16 protein-coding genes, 2 pseudogenes and 1 other annotated feature are annotated in these 25018 nt (G+C 36.1%); of the genes and pseudogenes, 10 read left to right on the forward strand and 8 right to left on the reverse strand.

Annotated elements, in window-relative coordinates; genetic code table 11:
- The first annotated feature begins 87 nt into the window (after positions 1-87).
- From BN53_RS09980 to BN53_RS03005, 3 genes and pseudogenes are all read left to right on the forward strand, one after another.
- Positions 88-849: an SLAP domain-containing protein gene (locus BN53_RS09980; protein ID WP_009559435.1), complete on the forward strand. Its 762-nt coding sequence runs from the start codon at positions 88-90 to the stop codon at positions 847-849.
- A gap of 117 nt (positions 850-966) precedes the next feature.
- Positions 967-1201: a binding site (T-box leader), on the forward strand.
- A 46-nt stretch (positions 1202-1247) separates the two neighbouring features.
- Positions 1248-2042 (forward strand): annotated as a pseudogene (locus BN53_RS03000) (ABC transporter substrate-binding protein); the annotation flags it as partial.
- A gap of 131 nt (positions 2043-2173) precedes the next feature.
- On the forward strand, positions 2174-2998 hold the full coding sequence (locus BN53_RS03005) for an SLAP domain-containing protein (RefSeq protein WP_009559438.1): 825 nt from the start codon (positions 2174-2176) through the stop codon (positions 2996-2998).
- A gap of 297 nt (positions 2999-3295) precedes the next feature.
- Here BN53_RS03005 and BN53_RS03010 read toward each other — a convergent pair whose 3' ends face one another.
- From BN53_RS03010 to BN53_RS03025, 4 genes and pseudogenes are all read right to left on the reverse strand, one after another.
- Complete coding sequence (locus BN53_RS03010; RefSeq protein WP_009559439.1) at positions 3296-4669, reverse strand: DUF2252 domain-containing protein; 1374 nt, start codon at positions 4667-4669, stop codon at positions 3296-3298.
- Positions 4669-6855, reverse strand: a complete 2187-nt coding sequence (locus BN53_RS03015) for an RNA degradosome polyphosphate kinase (protein WP_009559440.1) — start codon at positions 6853-6855, stop codon at positions 4669-4671. Before BN53_RS03015 ends, BN53_RS03010 begins: the two co-directional genes overlap by 1 nt.
- Positions 6852-8396: a hypothetical protein gene (locus BN53_RS03020; RefSeq protein WP_009559441.1), complete on the reverse strand. Its 1545-nt coding sequence runs from the start codon at positions 8394-8396 to the stop codon at positions 6852-6854. The genes BN53_RS03015 and BN53_RS03020 overlap by 4 nt, the downstream gene beginning before the upstream one ends.
- Positions 8397-8469: 73 nt before the next feature.
- Positions 8470-9023, reverse strand: a pseudogene (locus BN53_RS03025) (IS256 family transposase); the annotation flags it as partial.
- A gap of 72 nt (positions 9024-9095) precedes the next feature.
- Here BN53_RS03025 and BN53_RS09985 point away from each other — a divergent pair.
- The 4 genes from BN53_RS09985 (at position 9096) to ppsA (ending at position 15049) form a co-directional block, all read left to right on the forward strand.
- On the forward strand, positions 9096-9383 hold the full coding sequence (locus BN53_RS09985) for an LPXTG cell wall anchor domain-containing protein (protein WP_269082224.1): 288 nt from the start codon (positions 9096-9098) through the stop codon (positions 9381-9383).
- Between the two features lie 385 nt (positions 9384-9768).
- A complete protein-coding gene (locus BN53_RS03035) occupies positions 9769-10896 on the forward strand; it encodes a DUF5776 domain-containing protein (RefSeq protein WP_009559444.1) in 1128 nt (375 codons plus the stop codon).
- A gap of 9 nt (positions 10897-10905) precedes the next feature.
- Positions 10906-11943, forward strand: coding sequence for a C39 family peptidase (locus tag BN53_RS03040; RefSeq protein ID WP_009559445.1), 1038 nt, complete (start codon positions 10906-10908; stop codon positions 11941-11943).
- 682 nt (positions 11944-12625) lie between these two features.
- Positions 12626-15049 carry a phosphoenolpyruvate synthase gene (gene ppsA / locus BN53_RS03045; protein WP_009559446.1) on the forward strand — a complete coding sequence of 808 codons (2424 nt, stop codon included), beginning with the start codon at positions 12626-12628 and terminating at the stop codon, positions 15047-15049.
- Between the two features lie 104 nt (positions 15050-15153).
- Here ppsA and BN53_RS03050 read toward each other — a convergent pair whose 3' ends face one another.
- The 4 genes from BN53_RS03050 to BN53_RS03065 form a co-directional block, all read right to left on the reverse strand.
- Positions 15154-15879 carry an SLAP domain-containing protein gene (locus BN53_RS03050; protein ID WP_009559447.1) on the reverse strand — a complete coding sequence of 242 codons (726 nt, stop codon included), beginning with the start codon at positions 15877-15879 and terminating at the stop codon, positions 15154-15156.
- Positions 15880-16461: 582 nt separating this feature from the next.
- Complete coding sequence (locus BN53_RS03055; RefSeq protein ID WP_009559448.1) at positions 16462-17727, reverse strand: replication initiation protein; 1266 nt, start codon at positions 17725-17727, stop codon at positions 16462-16464.
- A gap of 1345 nt (positions 17728-19072) precedes the next feature.
- Positions 19073-19372: a hypothetical protein gene (locus BN53_RS03060; protein ID WP_009559449.1), complete on the reverse strand. Its 300-nt coding sequence runs from the start codon at positions 19370-19372 to the stop codon at positions 19073-19075.
- A gap of 243 nt (positions 19373-19615) precedes the next feature.
- The gene (locus BN53_RS03065) at positions 19616-20413 is read right to left on the reverse strand and encodes a ParA family protein (RefSeq protein WP_009559450.1); all 798 of its coding nucleotides are present in this window, start codon (positions 20411-20413) and stop codon (positions 19616-19618) included.
- Between the two features lie 369 nt (positions 20414-20782).
- Between BN53_RS03065 and BN53_RS03070 the strand changes: the two genes are divergently transcribed.
- From BN53_RS03070 to BN53_RS03080, 3 genes are all read left to right on the forward strand, one after another.
- On the forward strand, positions 20783-21919 hold the full coding sequence (locus BN53_RS03070) for a sterol carrier protein domain-containing protein (protein WP_009559451.1): 1137 nt from the start codon (positions 20783-20785) through the stop codon (positions 21917-21919).
- 290 nt (positions 21920-22209) lie between these two features.
- Positions 22210-23487 carry a coiled-coil domain-containing protein gene (locus tag BN53_RS03075; protein WP_009559452.1) on the forward strand — a complete coding sequence of 426 codons (1278 nt, stop codon included), beginning with the start codon at positions 22210-22212 and terminating at the stop codon, positions 23485-23487.
- 187 nt (positions 23488-23674) lie between these two features.
- The gene (locus BN53_RS03080) at positions 23675-24991 is read left to right on the forward strand and encodes a C1 family peptidase (protein WP_009559453.1); all 1317 of its coding nucleotides are present in this window, start codon (positions 23675-23677) and stop codon (positions 24989-24991) included.
- Positions 24992-25018 lie beyond the last annotated feature (27 nt).

Below are 25018 nucleotides of genomic sequence, written 5' to 3' on the forward strand. Positions count from 1 at the left end.
AACGAAAATTTACTATTGCAATTGAGCATTTTTTGTTAAATAATGTAAGCGGATTAAAAATACATTACCATTCAGAGGAGATTTTTTATGAAAAAGAATACTAAAGTCGTTTTAACTGCTCTTGCATTACTTGCAAGTACTGCAACTACACCTGCTGTTGCCTTGGCAGACACTGCTACTATAACTGCTAGCGAAACTCCAGCATTGATCGCAGCTAACCCTACTGCAGCTAAGACCAACAGCCAAAGCGTATCAATGTTATTGACTAAGACTGGTACTACTACTCCTTCAGAATCTGCTATGTTCTTAGGTAAGAGCGCAGATGTTACTGTTGAAAACGGCAAGGTTACTCAAGTAACTATCCACGTTTCAGGCAACACTCCAATGTCAAAGGGTCAAGATATGTCTAAGATGATGACTTCAATGACTCTTAACGGTGTTGAAGGCAAGCAAGCTAACGTTGCTAAGGATGGTTCAAGCTTAGACTTTGTCTTTGCTGGTGAAGCTTACAAGGAAGGTAAGGGTACTATCAAGTTCACTATCAACCTTGGACCTAAGTCAATGCAAGAAGCAGCTGACGTAACTTTAGGTGCTGTAGCTACTACTCCAGCTAAGACCACTGATACTACAACTACTACTGACACTAAGAAGCCTGCAAAGACTACTAAGGCTGTTAAGAGAACCCTTAAGCACAACGCTTACGTTTACAACAAGGCTGGCAAGCGCGTAAACAAGAAGGCCTTGAAGAAAGGCAAGAAGGTTTCAACTTACGGCAAAGCTGTTAAGTTAAAGGGTAAGGCTTTCTACCAAATCGGCAAGAACAGCTACGTAAAGAAGGCTAACTTCTAATTCTGACTAATATATTTGTCTATTAAAAATAGACTGACGTTTTGTCGGTCTATTTTTTTGCAAAATTAAATTGATAAATTTCAAATCTCCCTGTATTCTATAATCAAATTAAGTTTAGATTAAGCAATGACAAGGAAAGTAAAACGTAGGTACTTCCCCAAGAGAGATCCCATTTTGGTGAAAGGGATTGTTAGTACTACCTTTGAAAATGGCCTTCGAGCATGAAGCTGCGATATTTAGTGGCTTCAGGGTCCGCCCTTTATCGCGGTAGTGTATCGCTTTTTGCCGTACATGAACCAAGGTGGAAGACTCCATAAAGATTAGGTGGTACCGCGTTAAAGACGCCCTATTAGATCAATTGATCTAGTAGGGCTTTTTTTGTTATTTGCTAGCAATTTTTGACTAAATGGACCGGCAACAATAAGCAATGGACCTTGGTAAAGAATAAGAATTATTGGGATGCTAAAAATGTAAAGCTAAGCAAGGTAAATGAACAAGTTAGCGAAAGTACCACCACTAGCTACAACCTCTTCCAAGCAGGCAAAGCCGACGAAACACCACTTTCAGGTCAACAAGCCGCTGCTAACAAGAATAAAGCTGGCTACTATCCACGACTTGCTTCAGCTATCAAGCGTCTGGAATTAAATCAAAATACTGTCAAAATCTTCAAAAATCTAAAAGCTCGCCAAGCATTTTCTTACGCAATTAACCGTAAACAATTAGCCGGAGCAATTCTAAAAGATGGCTCTATTGCTGCCAAAGGATTTGTTCCATCAGGCATGGGAAAGAATCCAACAACTGGCGCTGAATTTCAAGATGATGCATATGTAAAGAATGCAGTAAGCTATGATTTAACTAAGGCTAAAAAGTTGCTCAATCAAGCTTACAAAGAAACAGGAATTTCTAATGTTAAAGTCACTCTTCTAGCCGGCGACGATGATACTTCTAAACAGATCGCTGAATTCTTGCAAAGTCAACTTGTCCGTCTTCCAAAGGTTAACGTATCTATTCAAAACATCCCTTACACTCAATTAATTACTAGACAAGTTTCTGGTGACTACCAATTGACAATTAAGAATTGGCAAGCGGTAATCGCTGATCCGATCAACTTCCTCGATGTCTTTGAAAAAAAAGGTGTCTCCTTCAATCCAACTGGTGTTCCTTACGACTTCAAGTCTGTTTACGTCAAATAGTCAATTTCTAAAGTTTTTTCAAAGATAACTACAAAAAGGTAAAGGATTGGTCTAATTGCTACTTTTTACACTTGGAATAAACTATAATTAAGCTTGAAAACAAAACATAATTGCGAAAGGATAGATAGATCATGAAAATTAAAACAATTGCAATTAGTTCATTAGCTTTATTATTAGCTGCTACTCCTGTAGTTGGTACTGTTACTAGCACTTCAAGCGTTCAAGCTGCTAGCCAAAAGAGCTCAGCTAAAACTCTTACTGTTGATTCAAGCAAAAAGAGCATTGAAGTTTACGATATCAACGGCAAGTCTAGCTCAATGAAAGTTAAGTCCGCTTCTTTGAAGTACTATGGAACTAAAGTTATCAATGGCGAATATACTTATAAATTAGCCGGTGGCAAATATCTTCCAACTTCTGAAGTTACTAGCCTAAATGGCAAGGGAATTTTGTACATTGCTAATAATTCCGCTTTATACCAAAAGAGTGGCAAGAAGATTGCTAACAAGTCTTTGAAGAGAAGCCAAATCGTAAATTACCGTGGCCAAATTAAGCCAGCATCAGCCAGTGCCTACCGCTTCTTCGTTGACTCTACAGGCAGCAAGAAGGTTTTGACTTACACTACAATTAAAGGCAAGCGATACTACCAAGTTGGCAAGAACCAATACATCCCTGTATCTAAGGTAAGCTACATCAATAACTATGCTTTGCTTGCTAAGTATCAAACTGTCACTTTAGGCAAACACAATGGCAGCGACAATGTTCCTGTATATTCTGCAGAAGGCAAAGTTACTAAAGAAACTTTAAAGGCTGGCAGCAAGGTTGTCGTTGACCGCACTAAGACAGTTAAAGTAAATGGCAAGACTTTGATCCTTTATGGCATTAAGGACAAGAGTGGCTACGTAGAAATGACTGACATTGCTAAATTACCTAACTTAGCCGTAATCACTGAAAAGTAAATTGATTTTAGACACTAAAAAGGAGTTCATATAGATAAACTCCTTTTATTTTTGACTATATATAATATCTATCCTTATACTAACGAATAAAATCTGCAAAAAATGGTAATCGCAAAGAAAGATAGCCTCGTCTAAGAGCCGTTATTAGTCGACTATATCTTATCTCCACTCTCATTCCAGGCGTAATAACCAACTGTCTGAAAGGCATAAGCATATTTTTTATACTTGTTTTATACTTATAAACAAAAAAACTCAGCCAATAAGGCTGAGTCTTTAAAATTGTACTTGTTTTCTTGATTATTCACCTTGTAAATAATTCTTGTATGTTTCAAAGTCCTGATGAACCTGCTCGGCGTAGCTCTTAGCCCAAGTTACCATATATTTTGAAAAATCTTTGCACTCTGACAAATATCCCACAATCATTGGCGCAGTTGGACTTTGATAATGTGCTACAGCCAAGATGAAAGCACACAATCTCGAATATGCCGTAAAGCTTGCCTCATCAAGCTTAGTCGCATCAATTGAATCCTTCATATCACGGAACTGCCGGACATAGTAGCTACGGTGGCCTGTCTTAGTCGTCCCTAAAAATGGATCATAGAAGGTCTGCAAAATTCGCTGACCAGTAATAACGCGCTTACCTTCTTCATAACCCTGCTTTTTAGCTTCTTCTGGCGAGAGACTATTTAAGTCATACTTTGAAGGCAAGGCTTCCTTAATCTGCAAGACTAGATTGCTGCCATCTTTTCCAGTTAACAAGACCAAATAGCAACGCGTACCAAAACTACCAACGCCAACACTATAGCGAATGATATCTGACACACTAAAATTGCTCAAAAATACCTGCATATCTGGCTGAAGCTGCAAGCGGTACTCGTCAAATGCTTCTAACATCTGTTCATAAAGCTTTTCAGAAATTCGTCTTGCCCGAGGTGGATTTTCTTTAAAACGAAGCTGTCCATCAACTTCTTCGGTAAACTTCTTGACCACTTTATCAGAATTATTGCGTGGAGCTCGGTTAGCAATTTTGTTCAAGACCTTAACCATCTGCTCATCATCTGCAATCAAATTCATCAAATCATTGATGTTATAAGATAAGTAGAACCGGTCCAATAATTTTAGATCCTTTGAATAATTGATTCCATTTTTATAAGCATTGGCTGTTTTTTCTAGGATCTTCTCATTGCTTGCCTGATCATAACCATTGATTTCGCCAGTCAATTGAACGCTAACCATTAATCTTCTCAGGTCGCTTTCCCAATTGCCGATTCTTGCTTCATCAAAGTCATTTAGCCCAAATAGTAGCTGCCTTTCTGGTGAAGCAAAAAAGCCGAAGTTATTCAAGTGTGCATCCCCGCAAGTCATCACCGGAATACCGCTTCTTACGCCATGAATCAAGTCATATTCCATAATGCCCGCAGTACCTCTAAAGAAAGTAAAGACATTCTTCATCATTCTTTGGTGGCGCAATCCCATCAATTCCGGAATCATGCTATCTTCTTGGGATTTGATCATCTCAACAACATCCCGCTCAACCGGAATATACTGTCCCAACTTTTCAGGAGAAACCACGCTAGCTTGCTGTCTCCCTTTTTCAATTAACTCTTCTTTATTAGCTTTTAAGCGTAATTTGTCGATTTTGAATTTTTTCAGTACAAAACTGTCAGCCATTAGTCGTCCTTCTTTTCGCCTAATTCAATGTCGACCTCCTGTTTACGCATTGTCTCAAAAGTTTCTGGCTTTCTAGCTTGCTCCTTGCGCTTTTCTTTAAGCAAACGATTTTGCTCTTTGGCCTCAGCCACAAAATATTCTTGGGAGTCAATGGTTTCCTTGCCTCGGCGGTCAACCATTGAATAGGTTTGATCATGTAAAATTCTAGATTTAACATTATCTTCCCACATTATCCGATAAATATCCAATACTCGTTGCTTTAAATTTGGTTGAAGGACTGGAAACAAAGTTTCTACCCGGCGATTCAAGTTCCGCTTCATCATATCAGCACTTGATAGGTAGACTTCATCATGACCATCATTGTAGAAGTAGTAGATTCTGCTGTGTTCAAGGAAACGTCCAACAATTGAGTGAACTTCAATATTATCGCTGATGCCAGGAATATCCGTTCTCAAGCAGCAAATACCTCTAATGATCAAATGAATCTTAACTCCTGCATGAGAAGCTTCATAAAGTTTGGCGATAATATCTGGATCGGACAAGGAATTCATCTTCATATGAATTTCCGCATGTCTTCCGGCTTTAGCAATAGCGATTTCGTTGTCGACCTTTTCATTGATAAATTCGCGAATATGGTCTGGAGAAATACGCAATTGGTGGAAGTAAGGTGGCTTTGAGTAACCCGAAAGCATGTTGAACAAGTTAGTAGCATCCACTCCCAAGTCTCTGCGGCAAGTAAACAAACCCATATCAGTGTAGAAATGCGCCGTTACATCGTTATAGTTACCCGTACCTAAGTGCAAATAGCGGCGAATGCCGTCTTCATCCCGGCGAATAACGCAAGTAATCTTAGTATGCGTCTTCAAGCCCTTTAAACCATAGATTACATGGCAACCCATTTGTTCCAAAGTTCGAGCCCAATGGACGTTATTTTGTTCATCAAAGCGGGCCTTAACTTCAACTAAAACCGTTACTTGCTTGCCCGCTTGAGCAGCTTCACCTAGATATTTAATAATTGGCGAATTGCCTGATACGCGGTACAAGGTCATCTTGATTGCCAATACCTTGTCATCGTGAGCAGCTTTTTTAATGAAGTTAAGAACAGTATCAAATGAATCATATGGATGTTGAACCAGATAATCTTGCTTGCGAATATTGGCAAAAATATTGCTGTTCAAACTCAAATCTGGATCAATATAGCTGCTTGCTGGCTGATAGTGCAAATCATCATGCTCGATAATAGCTGAAGATAATTTCTTTAAGAAAGTGAGGTCAATTGGCCCATTGATTTCATAAATATCATCATCATCAACCTTTAGCTTCTTGATCAAACGCTTGCGAATCTTAGCACCCATGTCCTTGTCAATTTCAAGGCGCACCACTTGACCATGTTCTCTGTCCTTTAGTTGCTTTTGCACGCTCCGCAAAAAGTCAGAAGTATCACGCTCGGCCACGTCTAAGTCCATATCGCGCGTTACTCTAAAGCAGGCAGTTTCTTTGACTTCATAGCCATCGAACAATTTTCCGATGAATTCTTTGATAATATTTTCGATTAAAATAAAACTATTTTCTTCATCGGGCAATTTGATTAATCGTTTGAAAATATTTGGCACGCGAACTGTTGCATATTGATAGTGGCCCTTTTCTTTGTCTTTAAGTTCGACTGCAATGTTAAGCGAATCATTTGAAATAAACGGAAAAGGGCGATTAGCATCGTCAGCCATTGGCGTCAACACAGGATACAATTCATCATTAAAGTAGCGACGAATAAATTCATGTTGGCGTTGAGATAAATCTTCAACTGATTTTAGAAAAATATTTTGCTTTTCAAGCAAAGGTACTAGCGACCGCACATAGGTTGAATATCTTTTTTCAACTGATTCGTGTTCCTTTTTGATAATGGCTTTCAATTGCTCTTTTGGCGTCATCCCTGATGCGTCAGTTGATTTAACGCCAGCAGCAATCAATTTATGTAGCGAAGCGACTCTAACCATAAAGAATTCGTCAACATTGCTTTGCGTAATTCCTAGGAAACTAAGTCGCTCAAGCAATGGATTGTCTTTGCTGCGAGCTTCTTCCAATACCCGATTATTAAAGTCCATCCAACTTAATTCTCGATTGGTATAGTATTGTGCCTTCTTAAAATCCTTTAGCTTCTTGCTTTCTTCTTTCAATTTTTTGCTCATTGTCTGTTCATTCCTTCTTGCTTCAGACTAACCTTTATTCCAAAAACTTCTTCAAATAATTGTGATCGCCGATTGAAAGACCACCTTTCTAAAGTAATATCCGCATTTGTTTTGGCACGAATGATCAACTCGTTATCATTTTTGATGGAGATGATTATCTTCTTGATCTTCTGCTTGTGGGAAGCATCTAAGGCCGTTGCTAAGCGTAAAATCGCTGACATCTTGGCCACACGCAATTGAATTTGCGAATCAAGTTGACGATAGTGCTGGCCGCCAATATCAGGAGAAGAAGGACCTTCGTCAGAGGTTTGATAACGGCAGATTTCACTAACAATTGTATTTTCCTGATTTGAGAGGCCGATGATCTTATTGGCAGTAATAATTTCGGCTGATTGTTCATAACGACTAACTTGATTGACGAAACTTCCGATATCATCAACTGTAGCTGCTAGAGAAAGCAGGCGTCTGTCTGTTTCTGTCAGCAAATGGACATTGCGCAAACGGTCAAAAATGTGCAAGGCAAAATCTCTAATTTGACCTGCATGATCAGGATCAACCAAATACCGATCGGCCATGTTTTTGGCAAAGGTCATAATGATATCGTTACCTATAAATGGTCCTTTGAGCAATTTTTGAGAATTGGCTTCACTTAATAATAGACCAGTTATGACTGACATATCCGTAATGTAGATCTCTTTTGGACTGAGCAAGTTCACAAAACTACGAACTGCTACCAAATTTGGCAAGGTATGCTCGGCTACAGCTGGCTCTAACTGATACATATCCATCAAGTAGTCCAGCGGCATCTCGATACTGTCATAGTAGAAGTCGTCAAAATCCTTATGTGTGATTCTAGTTGCGGAATCATGTTGATGCAAAAAGCGATTATTAAGCGAGTCAGCATGTTGAATGATAAAGGCTGAGTTAGGGTTAGGCTTAATTTGACGCGCCAAATGATCAATTCGGGCATTTAAATAGTCGCTGATAACATCAATTGGGTTACCTGGCGTTTCATTAGTAATTTGATCAATTTCTTGAATTTCACGCGGACCTAGTGGCAAATTCCAAGTGGAAATAAATTTGCCATTTTCAAATAAAGAAAGGTTGATCATCGCTGATCCCAGACTAAGCAAATAAGTCGGCAAGCCTTGCAAACGTTCATGCTGTATCTGATTTAAGCTATTTATCCCACTCAAAACCTTAGCAAAAACAATTTGACTACTACTTAGCCATTCAATTTTTAAACCCGTTCTAACTTGAATTTGATCAGCAATATAACTAGCAGAAATTTCATCAATTAGTTGACCATTGCCATAAAACTTGTAATCCGTTATTTTGTATTCTTTTAACTTATCCTTAAACCCATCAATAGCAGTACAGATTTTATCCATGTCTTTTTCAAAGACTTCGCTCTTGCTTTTTGCTTGAATAAAAGAAGGCGAATTTAACTTTTCTAGAATCGTCAAGTCCTTGAGATTGACGATATCCAATTGGATCTTGTATGAAGACATGTATATGAGACCAAATAGTTTTCTTCGCATTTTTACCACCTATAGTAAATAGAATTATTTACAATAATTACATTTTTTATTATATGTTTCTTTTGCTTTTTTGTCATAACAAATATGTATCTTTGAAACTGTCAAATCTTTTGTGGATTCGATTGAAATAGCGCTTGTTGTAGTTCATTGCCTGAACCCCAATAAAAGTATCTAGCGACTGCTCAGTTGGAAACTCTGCTTTAGCTTAATAACGTTATTAAGGGATTCAATCATATTGGTGGAATAAATTGTGGCTCTGATTTGTTTAGGATAGTTATAAAAAACTAGCAGATCCGGCTCAATCTCTTTGAGATTTTTGATGACATGATTATAGGCTTTGCCCCATTTGTCATAGAAAGCATGCAAGACATTAATAGCAGCTTCTTTATTTGGCTGTTGATGGATCTGCTTGAATTCATTCATAATCATTTCACGATCACTTATGCGTACTTTAGAGCAGATATTGCGCATGACATGCACCAGACAGCGTTGAAAATGAGCTTTTGGATAAGTCTGCTGTAGCACTGTTTTCATACCCACAACGCCATCTGAAAGAAAGAGCTCGACTTGCTTAAGGCCACGAGATTTCATGTCTTGAAGCATTTCTGCCCAATTCTCGACGCTTTCACTGCTCCTGAATTAGTTGGCTATACTGCTCTTCCTACTTCTGTTGATGCGGTTGAGGTAACTTCTGAGAGTTTGGATGCTGTTGTCGATATTTACTACAGAGCTGATGTACCAGTTCTTCCAGCTACTCCAGTCGACCCAAAGGATCCTTCTACCCCAACTACTCCGGTTACTCCAACGGATCCTTCCACTCCACCTATTAATGTAAAAAACAACATATCTAATGAACTTGCCAGCAGTTCAAAAGTTGAAGACGAAGTAGAAGACACTACAGATTCTCAAGAAAAGTTGCCACAAACAGGTAATAAATCAAGTGTAATTTACTCAATTTTTGGATTAATTTTAACTTCTCTTCTTTGAGTATGGGCATTTGTTCGCAAACATTAATAAGATCCGTAAATTCCCAAGATAAACTAATATCTAACCATTAATATGCATAAACCGAAAGATCCAAATATGAATCTTTCGGTTTTATTGTGCTTAATTTTAAGTAATCTTTGACAAATGAGATTTTTTATAATTAATATCTACTAAAAGGGTGATAATAAATAAGCTAAAACTAATAATATCTTTATAAAATTCGTTTATTTCGTAAATTTATAGCACTTGTTGCATAGTAATAGTAAGCACTTACAATTATATTTTTAAAATTACTTTTTATCTTTATTTCATTTAAGTCACTATAGCATTATATATATCTTCGTAGTAAAATAAATGTGAACTTAAAATTTAGGAGTAAATATGTATGAAAAAGCAAAAAAAGTGGACTATTGCCCTCATCTCTGCATTAATTGGAGTTAGTACAACTGTAACAACCGTTCAAGCAGCCGACAATGATTCTTCTACCAATCAAGTCGTAACACAAGTAAATAGTTCTGACAGTTCAACTAACGAAAACAAAGTAAGTTATGATAAGCATGATTATTTTTCAAGTAACCCGAAAATTATTCGAGTAAAACACAGTACTACTGCCTATAAAGATGCAGCTATGACCAAACCTGCTCGCACTATTAAAGCTGGTGAACATTTCCTTACTACAGGACTTGTTTTGGCAGACAACCAAATTCCAGTTGTTAAAACTAATTCTGGTTTATATATTTCTGCTAAAAAGTCGTTAATTTCCGCTGTTAAAGGTTATCAAAATCCTAAGGGATACCATCAAGTCCATTACACTCAAATTAAGCCATATGGTAAAGTTGGTTATAATTTATCAATTGGATATGAAGGTATCAAAACATGGAAAGTAATGCGCAGAATGGGAACTTGGGCTGGTGTAAACTACTACAACCAAACAACTTATAATGCAGTTAAGAACTTCCAAGCAAGAAACCACTTGCCAGCTACAGGTACCGTTGACCTAAAGACTTGGCAAAAGATGGGCTTTTCTAAGAGTTCTTGGTATGGCATTGATAGCTATATTGCACCTTTAAAAGCACAAGCATGGCAAGGTCGTTCAGCACACATTGAAGCTATGATTAAACAAGCTTATAAGTATATGGGCAAACCATGGATCGCTGGTTCTTCTTCAAGTCCGGCATATGGTGTTGATTGTTCTGGCCTTGTAATGCAAAGTTTATACGCCGGAGGAATTAGTCCAATTCCAACTAGTTCAATTGGTCACGCACATCCTGGCAACGAATGGAATTCACGCAATCTTTGGGCGGATAAACATTTGAAACTTGTACCATACTCTCAACGCCGTCGTGGTGATCTTGTTTTCTACTACCAACCTGGTACTCATACCATCTGGCATGTAGCTATCTATCTTGGTAATAATCTTGTCATCGAAAGCTGGCCACCACGTGTAATGGTTCAACCGATTGTCAATGGTCAGAGAAACGTCATTGCCGGTATTAAGAGACCATTTATTTAGAAGATAAAAATGAAACATAATAAACAACTTATTATTTTTAGTCTTTTGTTCTGTGTGGGACTATTTTTCACAAATAGCCCAATCGTTCGAGCCGATACTCTTGATAATAGTAGTCAAAATTCGACTATAACCAGTAATAATGATGCTAATCAGTCTGATACCACTAATTCTAGTCAAACTAGTTCTGATCAATCCGAACAAGTAAATACTGATACATCTGGTCAAAATACTACTGAGAAAAATACTCAAAATGATCAATCTAACCAAAACACTCAGGAAAATAATCCTAATCACCAGCAAGTTGCCCAAAATAAGGATGGTTGGACTGTTAGAAATGGTAAAAGCTACTATTTAAGTAACAATAAATTAACTAAAGGTTTGAAAAAAATCTCTAATAATTGGTACTTATTTGATAAAAATGGTGTCATGCTCAAAGGTATCCATAAAATTCCCAATAAAAATATTTATGGCTACTTTGACAACTCAGGTAAACGTCGATTTCAAAATACTAAGACTAATCGTGCTTACTATTGGATTGATAAGTCTGGAAGTATCACAGGAATCAAAAATTATGCTAAGGTAATTAGTCAGCTTCCTGAAATGCCAACAGGTTGCGAAATTACTGCGGTTACGATGATGATTAATTTTGCAGGTAAAAATATTACTAAAGATCAGGCAGCTAAACTTATGCCACGTAGTCATAATCCAAATAAAGGATTTATCGGTTCTCCCTATAAAAAGTTTCCACTAGGATTTTGGGTAGCACCAAGTGGCGTAAAACCAGTTGTACGACATTATTTAGGCACTGCGGTTAATCTGACAAATTGTAGTTTATCTACAATCAAGCATAAATTAATTAATTCCCATTTAGTCGTAACTTGGGTTGGTTGGTTCGATAATATCTTCAATCATGCAATTACATTAACTGGTTATCATGGAAATACCATTTATTATAATGATCCTTGGACTGGAACTAAACGTTCAATGAGTGTTGTAACTTTCATGAGCCACTGGGCACTAGACGCTCACAGAGCACTAAGTTACTAAATAAAAATTGTAAAACATAAACAAGAAAATCCCACTAACATGGATAATATATACACTCAATTATTCATGAAAGTGGGATTTTGTTTTTATTTATATTGCTTGATAAAGGACCTTCTGACATGCAAAACAAAAATCTAATGATCAATAATTGCAATACAATAATTACATATGGATGTGTTAACAACATCGTTTTTTTCATATAATATCAAACTATTTTACGGTCTCGTATCTTTATAGGATCAACTTCAATTTTTTCTAAAAGCAAAAACTAATCGATATTTTTTCAAAAAAATAATTCACAAACGAGCAAATTTATGGTAAATTCTTAGTAAGCGTTTTCTTGAAAAGGAATGCGTGTTTCCAAAAATCTTAGTCAAAAACACAAATCTTGTTACTACTAAACTAGTCCATTAGTGGTACATAAAAGCGATCCTCTTCTCCGATCGCTTTTTTTCTACTCTTTTTTTGTTAATTTTTGAAGCGCTTACTATATCTTTAATAAAACCTACTGAGCTTGTTTCAGTGACAGCTTTCTTTCGCCTTAACGAGTAGACCAACTACAAAAATATATTAGTCAGCCTTTATCTTATGGATACTCCGCTCTATTGACAATTGCAAAAATCCTAGTAGAATAATAGTTGTAAGTAAGCGGTTACATATAGACAGAAAGTTGTGAATATATATGGAAACAAATACTAATGCTTATGTAGTTACAGAAACAGACACTCACAAGAGCAGTGCCTATGTTTTATGGTTTGATGAATTACATCGTGAAGATGTCGACCTAGTTGGTGGTAAGTCGTCATCCCTTGGTGAATTGACTTCTGGGACCAATGTTCCAGTGCCATTTGGCTATGCTACCACTGCAGCCGGCTACCGTCATTTCATGGCTGAAACAGGATTGAATCCTAAAGTAGACGCTTTGCTTGACACTTTAAAGAATCCAGAAGATTCTGAAGAATTGCATCGCGTTTGCTCCCAAATCCGTAAGTTGATGAACGAAGCAAAGATGCCAGATGACCTAGCTAAAGATATCGGCGATGCATATGATGCTTTAGCAAAAAGAATGGGAATCAATGAACCATTCGTAGCAGTAAGGTCTAGTGCTACTGCTGAAGACTTGCCAAATGCAAGTTTTGCCGGCGAACAAGATACTTTCTTAAACGTTCACGGTCGCAATAATGTTATCAAGAAGGTGCAAGAATGTTACGCATCCCTCTTCACAGACCGTGCTACCTACTACAGAATTAAGCAAAACTTCCCACAAGAAAAAGTTGCTCTTTCTGCTGCTGTTCAAATGATGGCCTTTTCAAAGGCTTCAGGTGTTATGTTCACCGTCAACGTAGCAACTGGTGACGACACCAAGATTATGATCGAAGGTTCATGGGGACTTGGCGAATACATTGTTCAAGGTACAGTTACTCCTGACAACTACATCGTTGACAAGGCAAGCTTGACGATTGCTGACAAGACAATCAACAACAAGAATATTGAATTGATTAGATTGCCTGATGGCGGTGTTGAAGAAAGAAAAGTTCCTGAAGACCTTGCTACTAAGCCATGCTTGACCGATGAACAAGTTATCCAATTAGCTGGCTATGCTAAAGAAATCGAAGAACACTACGGTTGCTACATGGACACCGAATGGTCCCTCGATCAAAACGGCAAGCTTTGGATGGTTCAAGCTCGTCCTGAAACTGTTTGGTCACAACGTGCTAATGATGAAGCAAGCACTTCATCCGAGCATGTAACCACAGATCATAAGACTCTTTTGAAAGGTTTGCCAGCATCCCCTGGTATTGTTGCAGGTAAGGTTCACGTAATCGATGACCCTAAGGATATCAACCAATTTAAGGAAGGCGAAATCCTTGTAACCTTGATGACCTCACCTGACTGGGTACCGGCAATGAAGAAGGCAGCAGCTATTGTTACTAACAATGGTGGTATGACTTGCCACGCTGCAATCGTTTCTCGCGAAATGCAAATTCCATGTATCGTTGGTACTACTAGTCGCGGAGCAGCAGCTACCAAGACTTTGACAACCGGTCAAGAAATTACCGTTGATGCCAAAAATGGTATTGTCTACGACGGCATTGTTGAAGATGTAGTTAAACCAAAGGCTGAAACTCATGAAGCTAATGTAGCTGCAGTTGCTGAATACTTCCCTCCAACAGCTACTAGAGTCATGATGAACCTTGGTGACCCTGACTTAGTTGAAAAGTACTCAAGCTTGCCAGCAGATGGTATTGGTTTGATGAGAGAAGAATTCTTGTGGACTACTTTCATTCACCAACACCCACTTTACTTGATTGAAACTGGCCACCCAGAAAGAGTCGTTAACGAATTAGCTAACGGTATCAGCAAGGTTGCTCGTGCTATGGCTCCTCGTCCAGTTGTTCTTCGCTTCTCAGACTTCAAGTCAGGCGAATACCGCAACCTTAAGGGCGGTGAAAAGTATGAACCAGTTGAACCAGCAGACCTTCTAGGTTGGCGTGGTGCTTCAAGATACTACAACCCTAAGTATATAAATGCCTTTAAGCTAGAACTTGAAGCGGTCAAGAAGGTAAGAAACGAATACGGCTTGAAGAACTTGAACGTTATGATTCCGTTCTGCCGTACAGTTGACGAAGCTAGAAAAGTTACTGAAATCATGCGTGAATGTGGCCTTGAACGTAGCAATGACTTCAAAGTTTACATGATGGCAGAAATTCCAGCTAACATCATCTTGGCTGACCAATTCAACCAATTCGTCGATGGTTACTCAATCGGCTCAAACGACTTAACAATGCTTATCTTGGGTTGCGACAGAAACAACGAAGTTATTTCTAACATCTTTGATGAACGCAACCTAGCTGTTAAGCGTGCAATTAGACACTTGATCAAGACTGCTCACAAGGATGGCAAGACTGTTTCAATCTGTGGTCAAGCACCATCACAATATCCAGAATTTACTGAATTCTTGGTACAAAGTGGTATCGACTACGTATCTGTAAACCCAGATATGGTTAAGACTACTAAGTTGAACGTTGCCCACTACGAGCAAAGAATCATGCTTGATAAAGCAACCGGTATGGGATTGCAAGACCCAACTGACTATGAATGGTAAAAATATGCGAATGATTTAACTGCCTCTGTTCGCATGAAATCTTAATAGATGCAAAAAGACGATCTTAGCGATCGTCTTTTTGTTTTCAATAACATTTTGATACATTACTTCAAATCAGCAGCATAAGTGTAATAGTCTCCAGTTGCAGCAATACCTACGCCAATTTGAGAATATTTAGCTGATTTGAGGATATCGCGGTGTCTCCATTGACTGTCTGCATCGTTGAGCACTAGCTTGTTAAACATATTTTGAGCCAACTTTTTAGCTGAAGTCTTTGGTTCTTTTCCAATACATTCTGCCGAAGCTGGAGCATTATAGTTATTAAAGCCAGCATGATTGTCCAAGTTGCCTGTATTCTTCAATGAAACAACCTGATCTTGAGCTCTAAGCGTCGCAAACTTAGTCAATTCTGAGTTAGCCTTCAAATCCTTAGCTTTTCTCCAGTTGTTAATGAGCTTAACAAATTCTGTTTGAACTTGCTTTCTAAACTCTGGGCTGACTGAGTTATCTACCTTATTCGCATCCTTAGTAATATTAGTCTTAGTAGCTTGCTTTTTGGCAGTATTAGCTAAAATATAGCCAGCTTTTGAACCCTCTAAACGGTAGTATTTCTTACCCTTGATAACTTTTGTTCCAGTTGCTCTAAGAACACTACTCTTCTTCCAGAACCTATTCAGGCGACTACCTTTAGCAGTATAAACAAAAGCGTTCTTGTTCAATTTGATTTTGAATGAACTAGCTGCTTGAACTGCTGATGATTGATTATTTGCTACTCCTAGTAAGCCTGCACTCAAGGCTAAAATAGTCACAAACTTCTTTGCTTTCTTCATTTTCAAAATCCTCTCTTTCCCCTTTATTATTACAGATTTATCAGCATTTTCAACCTTTTTTGTATTCGATTTCATTAATATTTATAAGTATCAGTGTATTTCATAATATAAGTGCATTAATACATATACATATAATTATATTTAAAATTATGCTTACTATCCTAACTCAAAATCTGTTTTTGGCAAAACTTTTGGGGAGATGTTTTTTAAAAAGTTAAGCTCCAAATTTTATTTCTCAGTATCTTAACTAATTAATTTCGATAGTTTTGACTTTTCATGTTCCAAACTAGAAAAATCAAATTCAATTTTTAACTTTCTGCGCTCAACAAAAATTATTCATTATGAACGACTCAAAATGGAGTTATTTATACTGATACTTATTTTTATAAGGATATTAGTATTTAGACTTATATTTTATAATTATACAGTTCTTTATTATTATGTTTGTATTTGTATGAGTAATTATGCTTTCACGTATATGTATGTTAGTGAGTATACGTATAATTCTAAATATAAATATAAAGAACCTTATAAAAAAAGCGGTAGAAATACTGATAGCTCCAGTATTCTTACCGCTTATTTTCAGATGTCGTCGATATCAAATAATGCAAGCGAGTCGCTTAAATCCTGTCCTGCATTACTAAAATCTAAGGCAAATTGTTCATTTTCTCTTTGTTTTTGTAAAGTCATCGCTCTATTTTCGAGGTTCTTAAGTCGTTCTTTTTCAGAAATTTGATCGCGTTCTCTATCTTCCGCTGATTTTTCATATCCCATCTGCAATAACTGCATGTCTTCTAAATCTTCTGGCGTCAAAAAGCCCTTCTTGTTGACTTCGTTATATACAGATAACAATTGTGCAAATTGCGCATGCTTGTATTGAGTCAAACTCTTTAAATCAGAGCGATGGAATACAGTTCTCTTATTGCGCTTATGCAGCTTATTAGGCAAGAAATATGAGTGCAGATGCCCTTCTTTGTACTCCTTAGCACTTGTACCTAGCGTAAAGCCATAAAACCTGTCTAAGGCCCTAAATTTCTCTTCTGGCGTCATATAAGGGTTAGACTTGATGTAATAGACTGAGTTGGTATCTTCGATGCTGCTGTCATAATAAACGTCTTGTTGGTTGTTTTTTTCTGGCACCCAAGTGAAAATATAGGAATCCAACTTGCGTCCCCTTACACCCTTACGATAGTTTTTAGTGATCTTAAAATTCTGGAAATTAGCGCAAAGCTCCTCCATACATAAGGTCAAAACCCGTCTATCAATATCTGTTGGGCGATATGACGTAGGAATTTGCAGCCTCTTTCTGAAGTCGTCGATTTTATATTCTTTTCTTCCAACTGTGCGCCACTGCTTCAACAATCTAAATAATTTCCGTGAATAGTTCGAATGCAGACGAACATACTGGGTAATCGAAAATCTCGTCCAATGTTCCAAATGGTTAAACAAGTACAAGAAACTATCGCTAACTTCAACACTAGTTTCAAGCGTATTAGTGTCAACTACCGATCTTTTGAAGATGTTTTCGCGAATTTTATTGATGTGTCCGGTTTTTTCATCTTTTTCCTCTTTTGACAATTGAATTGTCAGTAACCTAGAAAAAGTCTCATCAACATTCTTTGCAATTTGCTTATTTGAAATATGACTATTATAGCCGACTTCTCGTTTAATTTGATCTGGAGATAAAGTTATTCTGTTGCCACCTTGGTCTTTTACTTGGGCAGCAATCAACCAAAAAATGTTGCTATTAATTTCAGGTAAACTATCAATCGGCTCAAAGATAGGATCATCATTGAAGCGATTATCAATTTTTATGATCTTTTGTACTGGTCTTTTTCTAATTGCCATAGTCTCACTCCATTAACGACCTTCTCCATAATGGGTCGTTCCTTTTAATTAAGTGTACTATAAAACAATGCGTCGTCTAAAACAATAGCTTTAGCCAAATTTGCTCCATGACACGTCACCCTTATTAAAATTCGCTCCATGACACGTCACCCTTATTATTTTTTAGCTCCATGAGACGTCGTTTTATAATTTGAACTAGCATTTTGCAAGAAAACTTCAATTTCAACTCCACGAGACGTCACTCTTATTACTCCATACCACGTCGTTCTTTTTCCTTCTCCATGAGATGTCACCCTTATTATGAATAATGAAAAAAATTACTAGATATTGATTTAATACCGAAAAATGATGCTTTAATACCGCTATTTTCATAAATTAGATACAAGATATTGTATGTATCATGGCTTATTTTTACCTAGACTCTCCATGCGACGTCACCCTTATTAGATAATTTTCCATCTACAAAAAAACGACGTAATATGGAGTTACAGAAAATTTCTCCTAATTTCCCGATTTTTCGCGCTTTAACCTCATTTTTCCAATCTAAAAAATCAGCTCCATGAGATGTCACTCTTATTAATCCTATTTATTCGTTTTACACTAGATATAGGTCAATAAAAGATGCTTTTTCGATAATATCATGCTTTCATTTTAACCAACTACAAGATATAGTGGTCCACAACACGTCACTCTTTTGACAAACTGAAATATAATTTCCTAAATAGCTCCATGAAACGTCACCCTTATTACCAAAAGCTGTGGAAAACTTGACTCCATACGATGTCACCCTTATTATTTTTATAGGAATTTATCAACCCATATGAAGTCACTCTTATCTCCAGAAGGCGTCGTTTAAATACTCCACAAGACGTCTCCTTATTAATTTCGCTGAACTTGCCCGGTATATTAGGCTTTTGCTGCAATTTAAGCAATTATTATGTTCCACGAGACGTCACTCTTATTATTAAATTGCCTTATTTACACAGAAATACGATGATATCAGCGATTGTTACGCCTATATCTTAAGTATACTTTCCACACAACGTCGTTTATTAGTATTCAGAAAGCCTTATATATCAGTACTTTCGAACCTAGCTAAAGGGAAGTAAAGGGTTTCTTAAAGGGATATATATAAATGGATTTAAAAGACTTCAATCTACAAGTGGCATCAAAAATTATCGAGACTGCAAATTTAAGAGAGTCAAATTCTGCCAAAGAAAAAATAAAAATTTATAGCAAATAAAATATTTTCCAGAAGATTAGATATAACAAAAAAGATCAGCTTACTTCAAAAATAAAGTTCGTTGATCTTTTGTCTAAATATTTTTGTAATTAGTAATAAAAATTAATTATCTTTATTTTGCTCAATCCAATCATCCAAAAATGCACTAGTTGAAGTATAACCATGTCTTTTAGCAATTTTGTTAAGTGCTTTTCTGTTACTTGGCTTCAATGTAAAAGTAAAAGGTTTAACTTTCTCTTTTTGGATTGCTGTTTTAGTTGGCAAAGCATAACTAATTTGTGGTTCAGGAGCAGGTTGCATGTTATTTGTTAAAACAGGTTTATTGTTAAGCGCTTCTGTCATTTTTTCATGAGCTTCATTGCTCTCTTTAAAAGCATTAGCTTTTGGTCCATTAAATGCCATAAAAGATTCCTCCATGATTTGATGCAATATACATCTTATTATACGCATTACTGATAATTATACTAGTATATAGGCTTATTATTGTAAAGATACATATAATTATACTTATAAAAATAACTAGATGTAATAATTGTAATTAAAAATATACATATAAATATAAGCATAATAAGTTATAAATGCTATTATTAAACCATTTATAGGAAATATAGACAAATAAAAAGCCCTCAAAAAGAGGGCAGGATTCTATAATTTAGCTTCGATTTCAGCAAATGTTTTTTCAAAATCTTGGAAGAAATTATAATTTCGATTATATGTTCGAGTATCGTCTTCCATGTCAACTACAGGAATTTCATCAAGATTAGAACGGTTGAACAATTCCTTTTCTGGAATAACTGCAATCACTGAATCATCATCTTTAATTGCAGCTAACATTTCATTTGAAGATGAAGTATTTCTTTTTACCAAGTTAGCAATATAGTACAAAGTAGCTGTTACGTAGGATTTACCAGTGCTAAACTCGATTGCTTCTTTTCTTAAATCATCAATTCGATCTTGAAGGTTGTATTTAGCATCAAATCCATGTTTACTTGGGGTAATTGGACTTAAAATGTCATGACTAACAATGATTGCATTCTTTGTTGCAGTTGAAAAGTCTGGGTGACAGTCAATAATGATGTAATCATATTGATCAATATGCAAGCTTTCGTAATTATTGTTGAGCCACATATATAGACGCATGTTCTTATTAGTCATGTTTTCGATATTTGTTTCAATATCATCAAGATGCATATTTCCAGCAATTAGATCGATATTGTTTTTTACATGATTAATAGTAACTTCACCTTGTTGCAAAAAAATATTTGCAACAGTACCGATCTCTTCATTGCCGTATACGTCATAAGTTTGACTTAAATTGCATTGATGATCGAGATCAATAAATAATATTTTTTTACCTTTTTTGGCTAACCATTCACCAAAATTGTAGGCGAGGGTAGTCTTACCAACCCCACCTTTAATAGCAGCAAAGGAAATAATTTTCATTTTTTCTACCTCAATTGTTTTTTTATATCATATCACAAAATTTGTTTAATAGCATAATTAATATTCAAAATAAATAGACTTACATCCATAAACATAAATATATTTATACTTATAACAATTATGTCTATAAATGCCGATTTTATGCGAATGATGATTTACAACTCAAAATAATATTTATAATTACATGTATAATTATAAGCTTAAATATAAGTATAAGTAGAAACAGACTTATACTTATAAATGTAAGCATATTAAAATTAAATAATGCATTATTTTTATCGAAAGATAAATAAAAACATTTGATTAGATAAAATTTCTTGTATAATCTATGTGTTAGGAATATGTTGTACTAAGGTGGAACAAGAAATAATGAAACTAAGAAAAAAACAAGCAAATAAAGAAAAGCTTGAAGAATTCATTCGTAGTGCACGGCAGCAGTTTGGTAGTGATCTAGAATATCTAGATGCTACTTTTGATAAGACGGATTTTTACGTTGATCAACATAAAGACAGACTTGAAAAAGTTATTCCAATTACTTATTTTAAAAACAAATTCAATCGTAAGAATGGTAAAACTGCTTTTGCTCGAATTTATACTCGTTATGCTGACCTGTTTTTGGCAGATGAAGTATTTGAAGACCTACATGAGCAAGGCTTTTTAACAATTTCTACGAATGTTGAAATGAAATATTTAGTGGAAGAAGCTGACTATGTTGATTCAACTTTCGCTAATATCTACCATTTGTCAAAAGATCAATTAGCTAAAGTTGCTACTAGCGAAGAAGGAAAAGTTGTAACTGGAACTTGGGATAATATCCGTTTACAAAATGCGATCGCACAATTATATGAAGTTCCGATGCATTCTTTAACAGAGCGGAATACCTTGATTCGACCAGCATGGTGGTGGGATTTGCTTGAAAAGCGTGTACCAAACCATAGAATCGCGGTCTACTATGATCGAGTAGGGCTTCCAAGAGGTTATATGCTCTATTACCATACTGATCATGAAATTGTCGTCACTGAAATTTATAGCATGGTAGAAGATGGATATAAGGCCTTAATTGCCAATTTTAACGATTCAGAACAGAATTTTGACGAATTTAGGATAGAAGTATCAGAAGATATCGATTTAAGCTCTTGCCTAGCAAATATAGCTGATTTAAAGGTTGAGAATAAGCCATATCTGATGACCAAGATAATTGATTTTGCTAAATTGGTGGAAACTCTAAGCATTGAAAAGACAGGTACTTATTACTTGGAAGTAACTGACGATAGCTTATGTACTTGGAATCGCGGTATTTGGGAAGTTAAACGCACGCCTAAGAATTGTGTTGTAAAAGAAAGCGATCAAGCACCTGATTATTCAGCATCAATTGCTGTTTGGGCAAAAGTAATCCTTGGAAATCTAACTGTAAGTCAGGCAATTGAACAAGGATTGATTAAGCGACATACGGATAAGAATTTGAACTTTTTCAAAGGAAATGTCACATTTTTAGATAAACCGTAAGTATTTATAATAATACATAGACTTATAGTTATAAATATATTTATATATAATCAATAAACGCTGATGTTAACGCATTTGCGTTTATTTTTTTGCAAAATAATTATGCAGATAATTGTAAGCTTTATTATAAATACAAATAGACATACACTTATATATCTACACATAAATATAAGCAGACTTACAAATGTAAATATAATTCTTAAGAAATGGTAAAGACTTCAAATTCAAAAAAATAAATTGCAATTTTTTTCGTATTTAGGAGTGTAAGAGAAATTTTAGGAGGACATCTTATGAAAAGAAAAAATGTAATTTCGATGTTAGCAGTTGGAGTACTTACTGGAGTCATGTTGGTTCAAGGTCCAAAAGTTAAGGCAAGCAGTGATTCTGAATTAAGTAAAGAAGAACTTGTTGCTCTTTTTGAAAAAAGAATCTCTACTATGCAAAGTGCAAGATCAAATTTGAAGGCTTTACCAGAAATGTTAACTGATCAGCAACTAAGCGAGGTAGAAGATCGAATTGATCAGCTGGATCAAATTCTAAAGCTCAAAGAGCGCAAATTAGAATTATTGCTGGATGAGATCGAAAAAACAGAGCTTGAAACCCAGCACCTAAGAGAGATTATTGCTGAGTTAGATGGAAAACTTGATGCCTATAAAGATCAGCTTGCTGACTTAGAAGATAGTCTGCCAGATGAAAAAGAGAAAAAAGATGATCTGACAGATATTGTCAAAGATGCAATTAGCGATAAAGCTGAAAAGAAAGAAATCAAGCAGGCAGCTATTGAAATCAGATCGGTCTTAGATCAAGATGACGATAAACGAGCACTCAAAATTGTTAATCGTGCTGTATATGTCAATAAGAAAGCAGATAATCTATTTAAAGATGCCAAGCCACTAGCAGCAAGCATTGATGACAATAATCAAGCTAAAAACGATGAATTGGCTGCTCTAAAGGCAAAAATCAAGCAGATACAGGATGATCGTCAAAAGTTAACAGGGCACTTAGAAACTTTAAATACGCAGCTTGAACAAGCGCTAAAGAAGTATGCTGAAAGCAGAAAAGAACTTGATGAATTGACTGTGCAAAAAAGCAAGTTGCAGGATAAGGCAAAAGAGTTAAAAGCTAAAAAGCAAACATTAGATGACCAAAAGACGCGACAAATTGAAAAAGAGAAGAAGATGCAAGACTTACTGAATCTATTTGAAAAACTTAAGATGTATAATCAAAATGATAGCTCAATTAAGTCAGGTCTTATTTCTGTTTTAGTAAGTAAAAAGCCAGATGTAAGAACTAATGAAGGCTCATATCAGATATATCAATTTGGTGGATGGAAGAAAGTTTCAACTAGCTACTTAAGGAAAAATATTAAAGGCCAGATCACTGCAAGCGGAGTAGTGAAATTTGTTAAAAAAGCCTATGTTTATGATGCTAAAGGCAAAAGAAAAAAACAGATGATCAAGACTGGTAGCTTCAAGCAGCTTAATGGATTGAAGAAAACCAATAATCAAGTCTGGGCATTAGTTGATAATACAAACTGGGTTAAAGTGCAGAATATCAAGCCTTTATAATATTTATGCATGCACTAATACTTATAATTGTATTTGTAAGTATATTTATAATAATAAATAGAATGATAATTATGAATAGCCGTGATTTTTAAATCATGGCTATTTTTTTATGTAAGGACTAGCCAAAAAATAAACTTAAGAGTATATTAGTAATAAATAAAAGTAATTGATCTTTGTGAGGTAACTTATGGTACACGAATTTACAATCCAAGAAGCAGAAGAATTCCGTAAGAATTTTGAACAAGAACCAGCTAACGAAGCAATTAGTCGAGCAGCGAGACGAAGTGGAATTCTTGAAGCATCTTTCAATTCTAAAGTTTCAGAAAAATTAAACCGGGTTTTTTCAATTGAATTGCCAGTTGATCAAGTCACTAATCAAAAACATTCAGGTAGATGTTGGGAATTTTCTAGTTTGAATGTTCTGCGTCATCATTTTGGAAAGAAATATCATGTGAAGAATTTTGAATTTTCACAAGTTTACAACTTTTTCTGGGATAAAATTGAACGCGCAAACATCTACTATGATCACATCATTGAAACAGCAGATAAGCCTTTAGATGATCGTGAAGTGGCCGCATATTTGGCTGGAACTGGCTATGATGGCGGTGAATGGGCCATGGCTGTTGCTTTGATCAAAAAGTACGGCGTTGTTCCATCATATGCGATGCCTGAAAGCTTCAACAGCGACAATACTAGTGCAATTGACGACTTCTTGGCTAGAAAAAAGCGCAAGGATGGTTTAGTATTGCGCAAGTTAGTTCAAGCAGGCAAGATGGATGAAGTTGAAGAAAACAGAAAGAAGTTTTTGAACGAAATCTATCACATTGTTGCTACTGCCTTTGGTCAGCCACCTAAGGTCTTTGACTTAGAATATCGCGATGATGATAAGAATTATCACTTAGACAAGAATTTAACCCCGCAACAATTTTTGCATAAGTACTTAGCTGACTTTGATTTCGATGATTATGTTGGAATTTCTAACTCGCCTAATTACGAATATGAAAAAGTTTACCATGATGGCTACTGGGATAACGTAGTTGGCAAGGACCAAGTCAAATTCTTGAATCTACCAATGTCTGAATTGACGAAAATGGCAATTGAGCAGCTTAAGGATGGAGAAGCTGTCTTATTCGGCAATGACGTTCTAAAACAAATGGAACGCAAATCAGGTTACCTATCAACGGACCTATACAAAACCGATGAACTCTTTGGTGTAAGTACAAAGATGTCTAAAGCTGATCGCCTTGCAACTGGTGAAGGTGGAGCAAGTCATGCTATGACCCTAGTTGGCGTTGATCTTGATCAAGGCGAAGTCCGTCAATGGAAAGTAGAAAACTCCTGGGGTAGCGATAATGGCGAAAAGGGATATTTTGTCATGAGTCATCAATGGTTTGAAGATTATGTCTACCACGTGATTGTACACAAGAAATATTTGACTGACAGTCAAAGAAAGTTATTAGATGGGCCAGTAGTTGACCTTAAGCCATGGCAAATGGTTGGATAGATAAAAGAAATCTTGCTTAATCAATAG

It is taken from the genome of Lactobacillus pasteurii DSM 23907 = CRBIP 24.76, assembly GCF_000297025.1.
In the GTDB taxonomy this organism is placed as follows: domain Bacteria; phylum Bacillota; class Bacilli; order Lactobacillales; family Lactobacillaceae; genus Lactobacillus; species Lactobacillus pasteurii.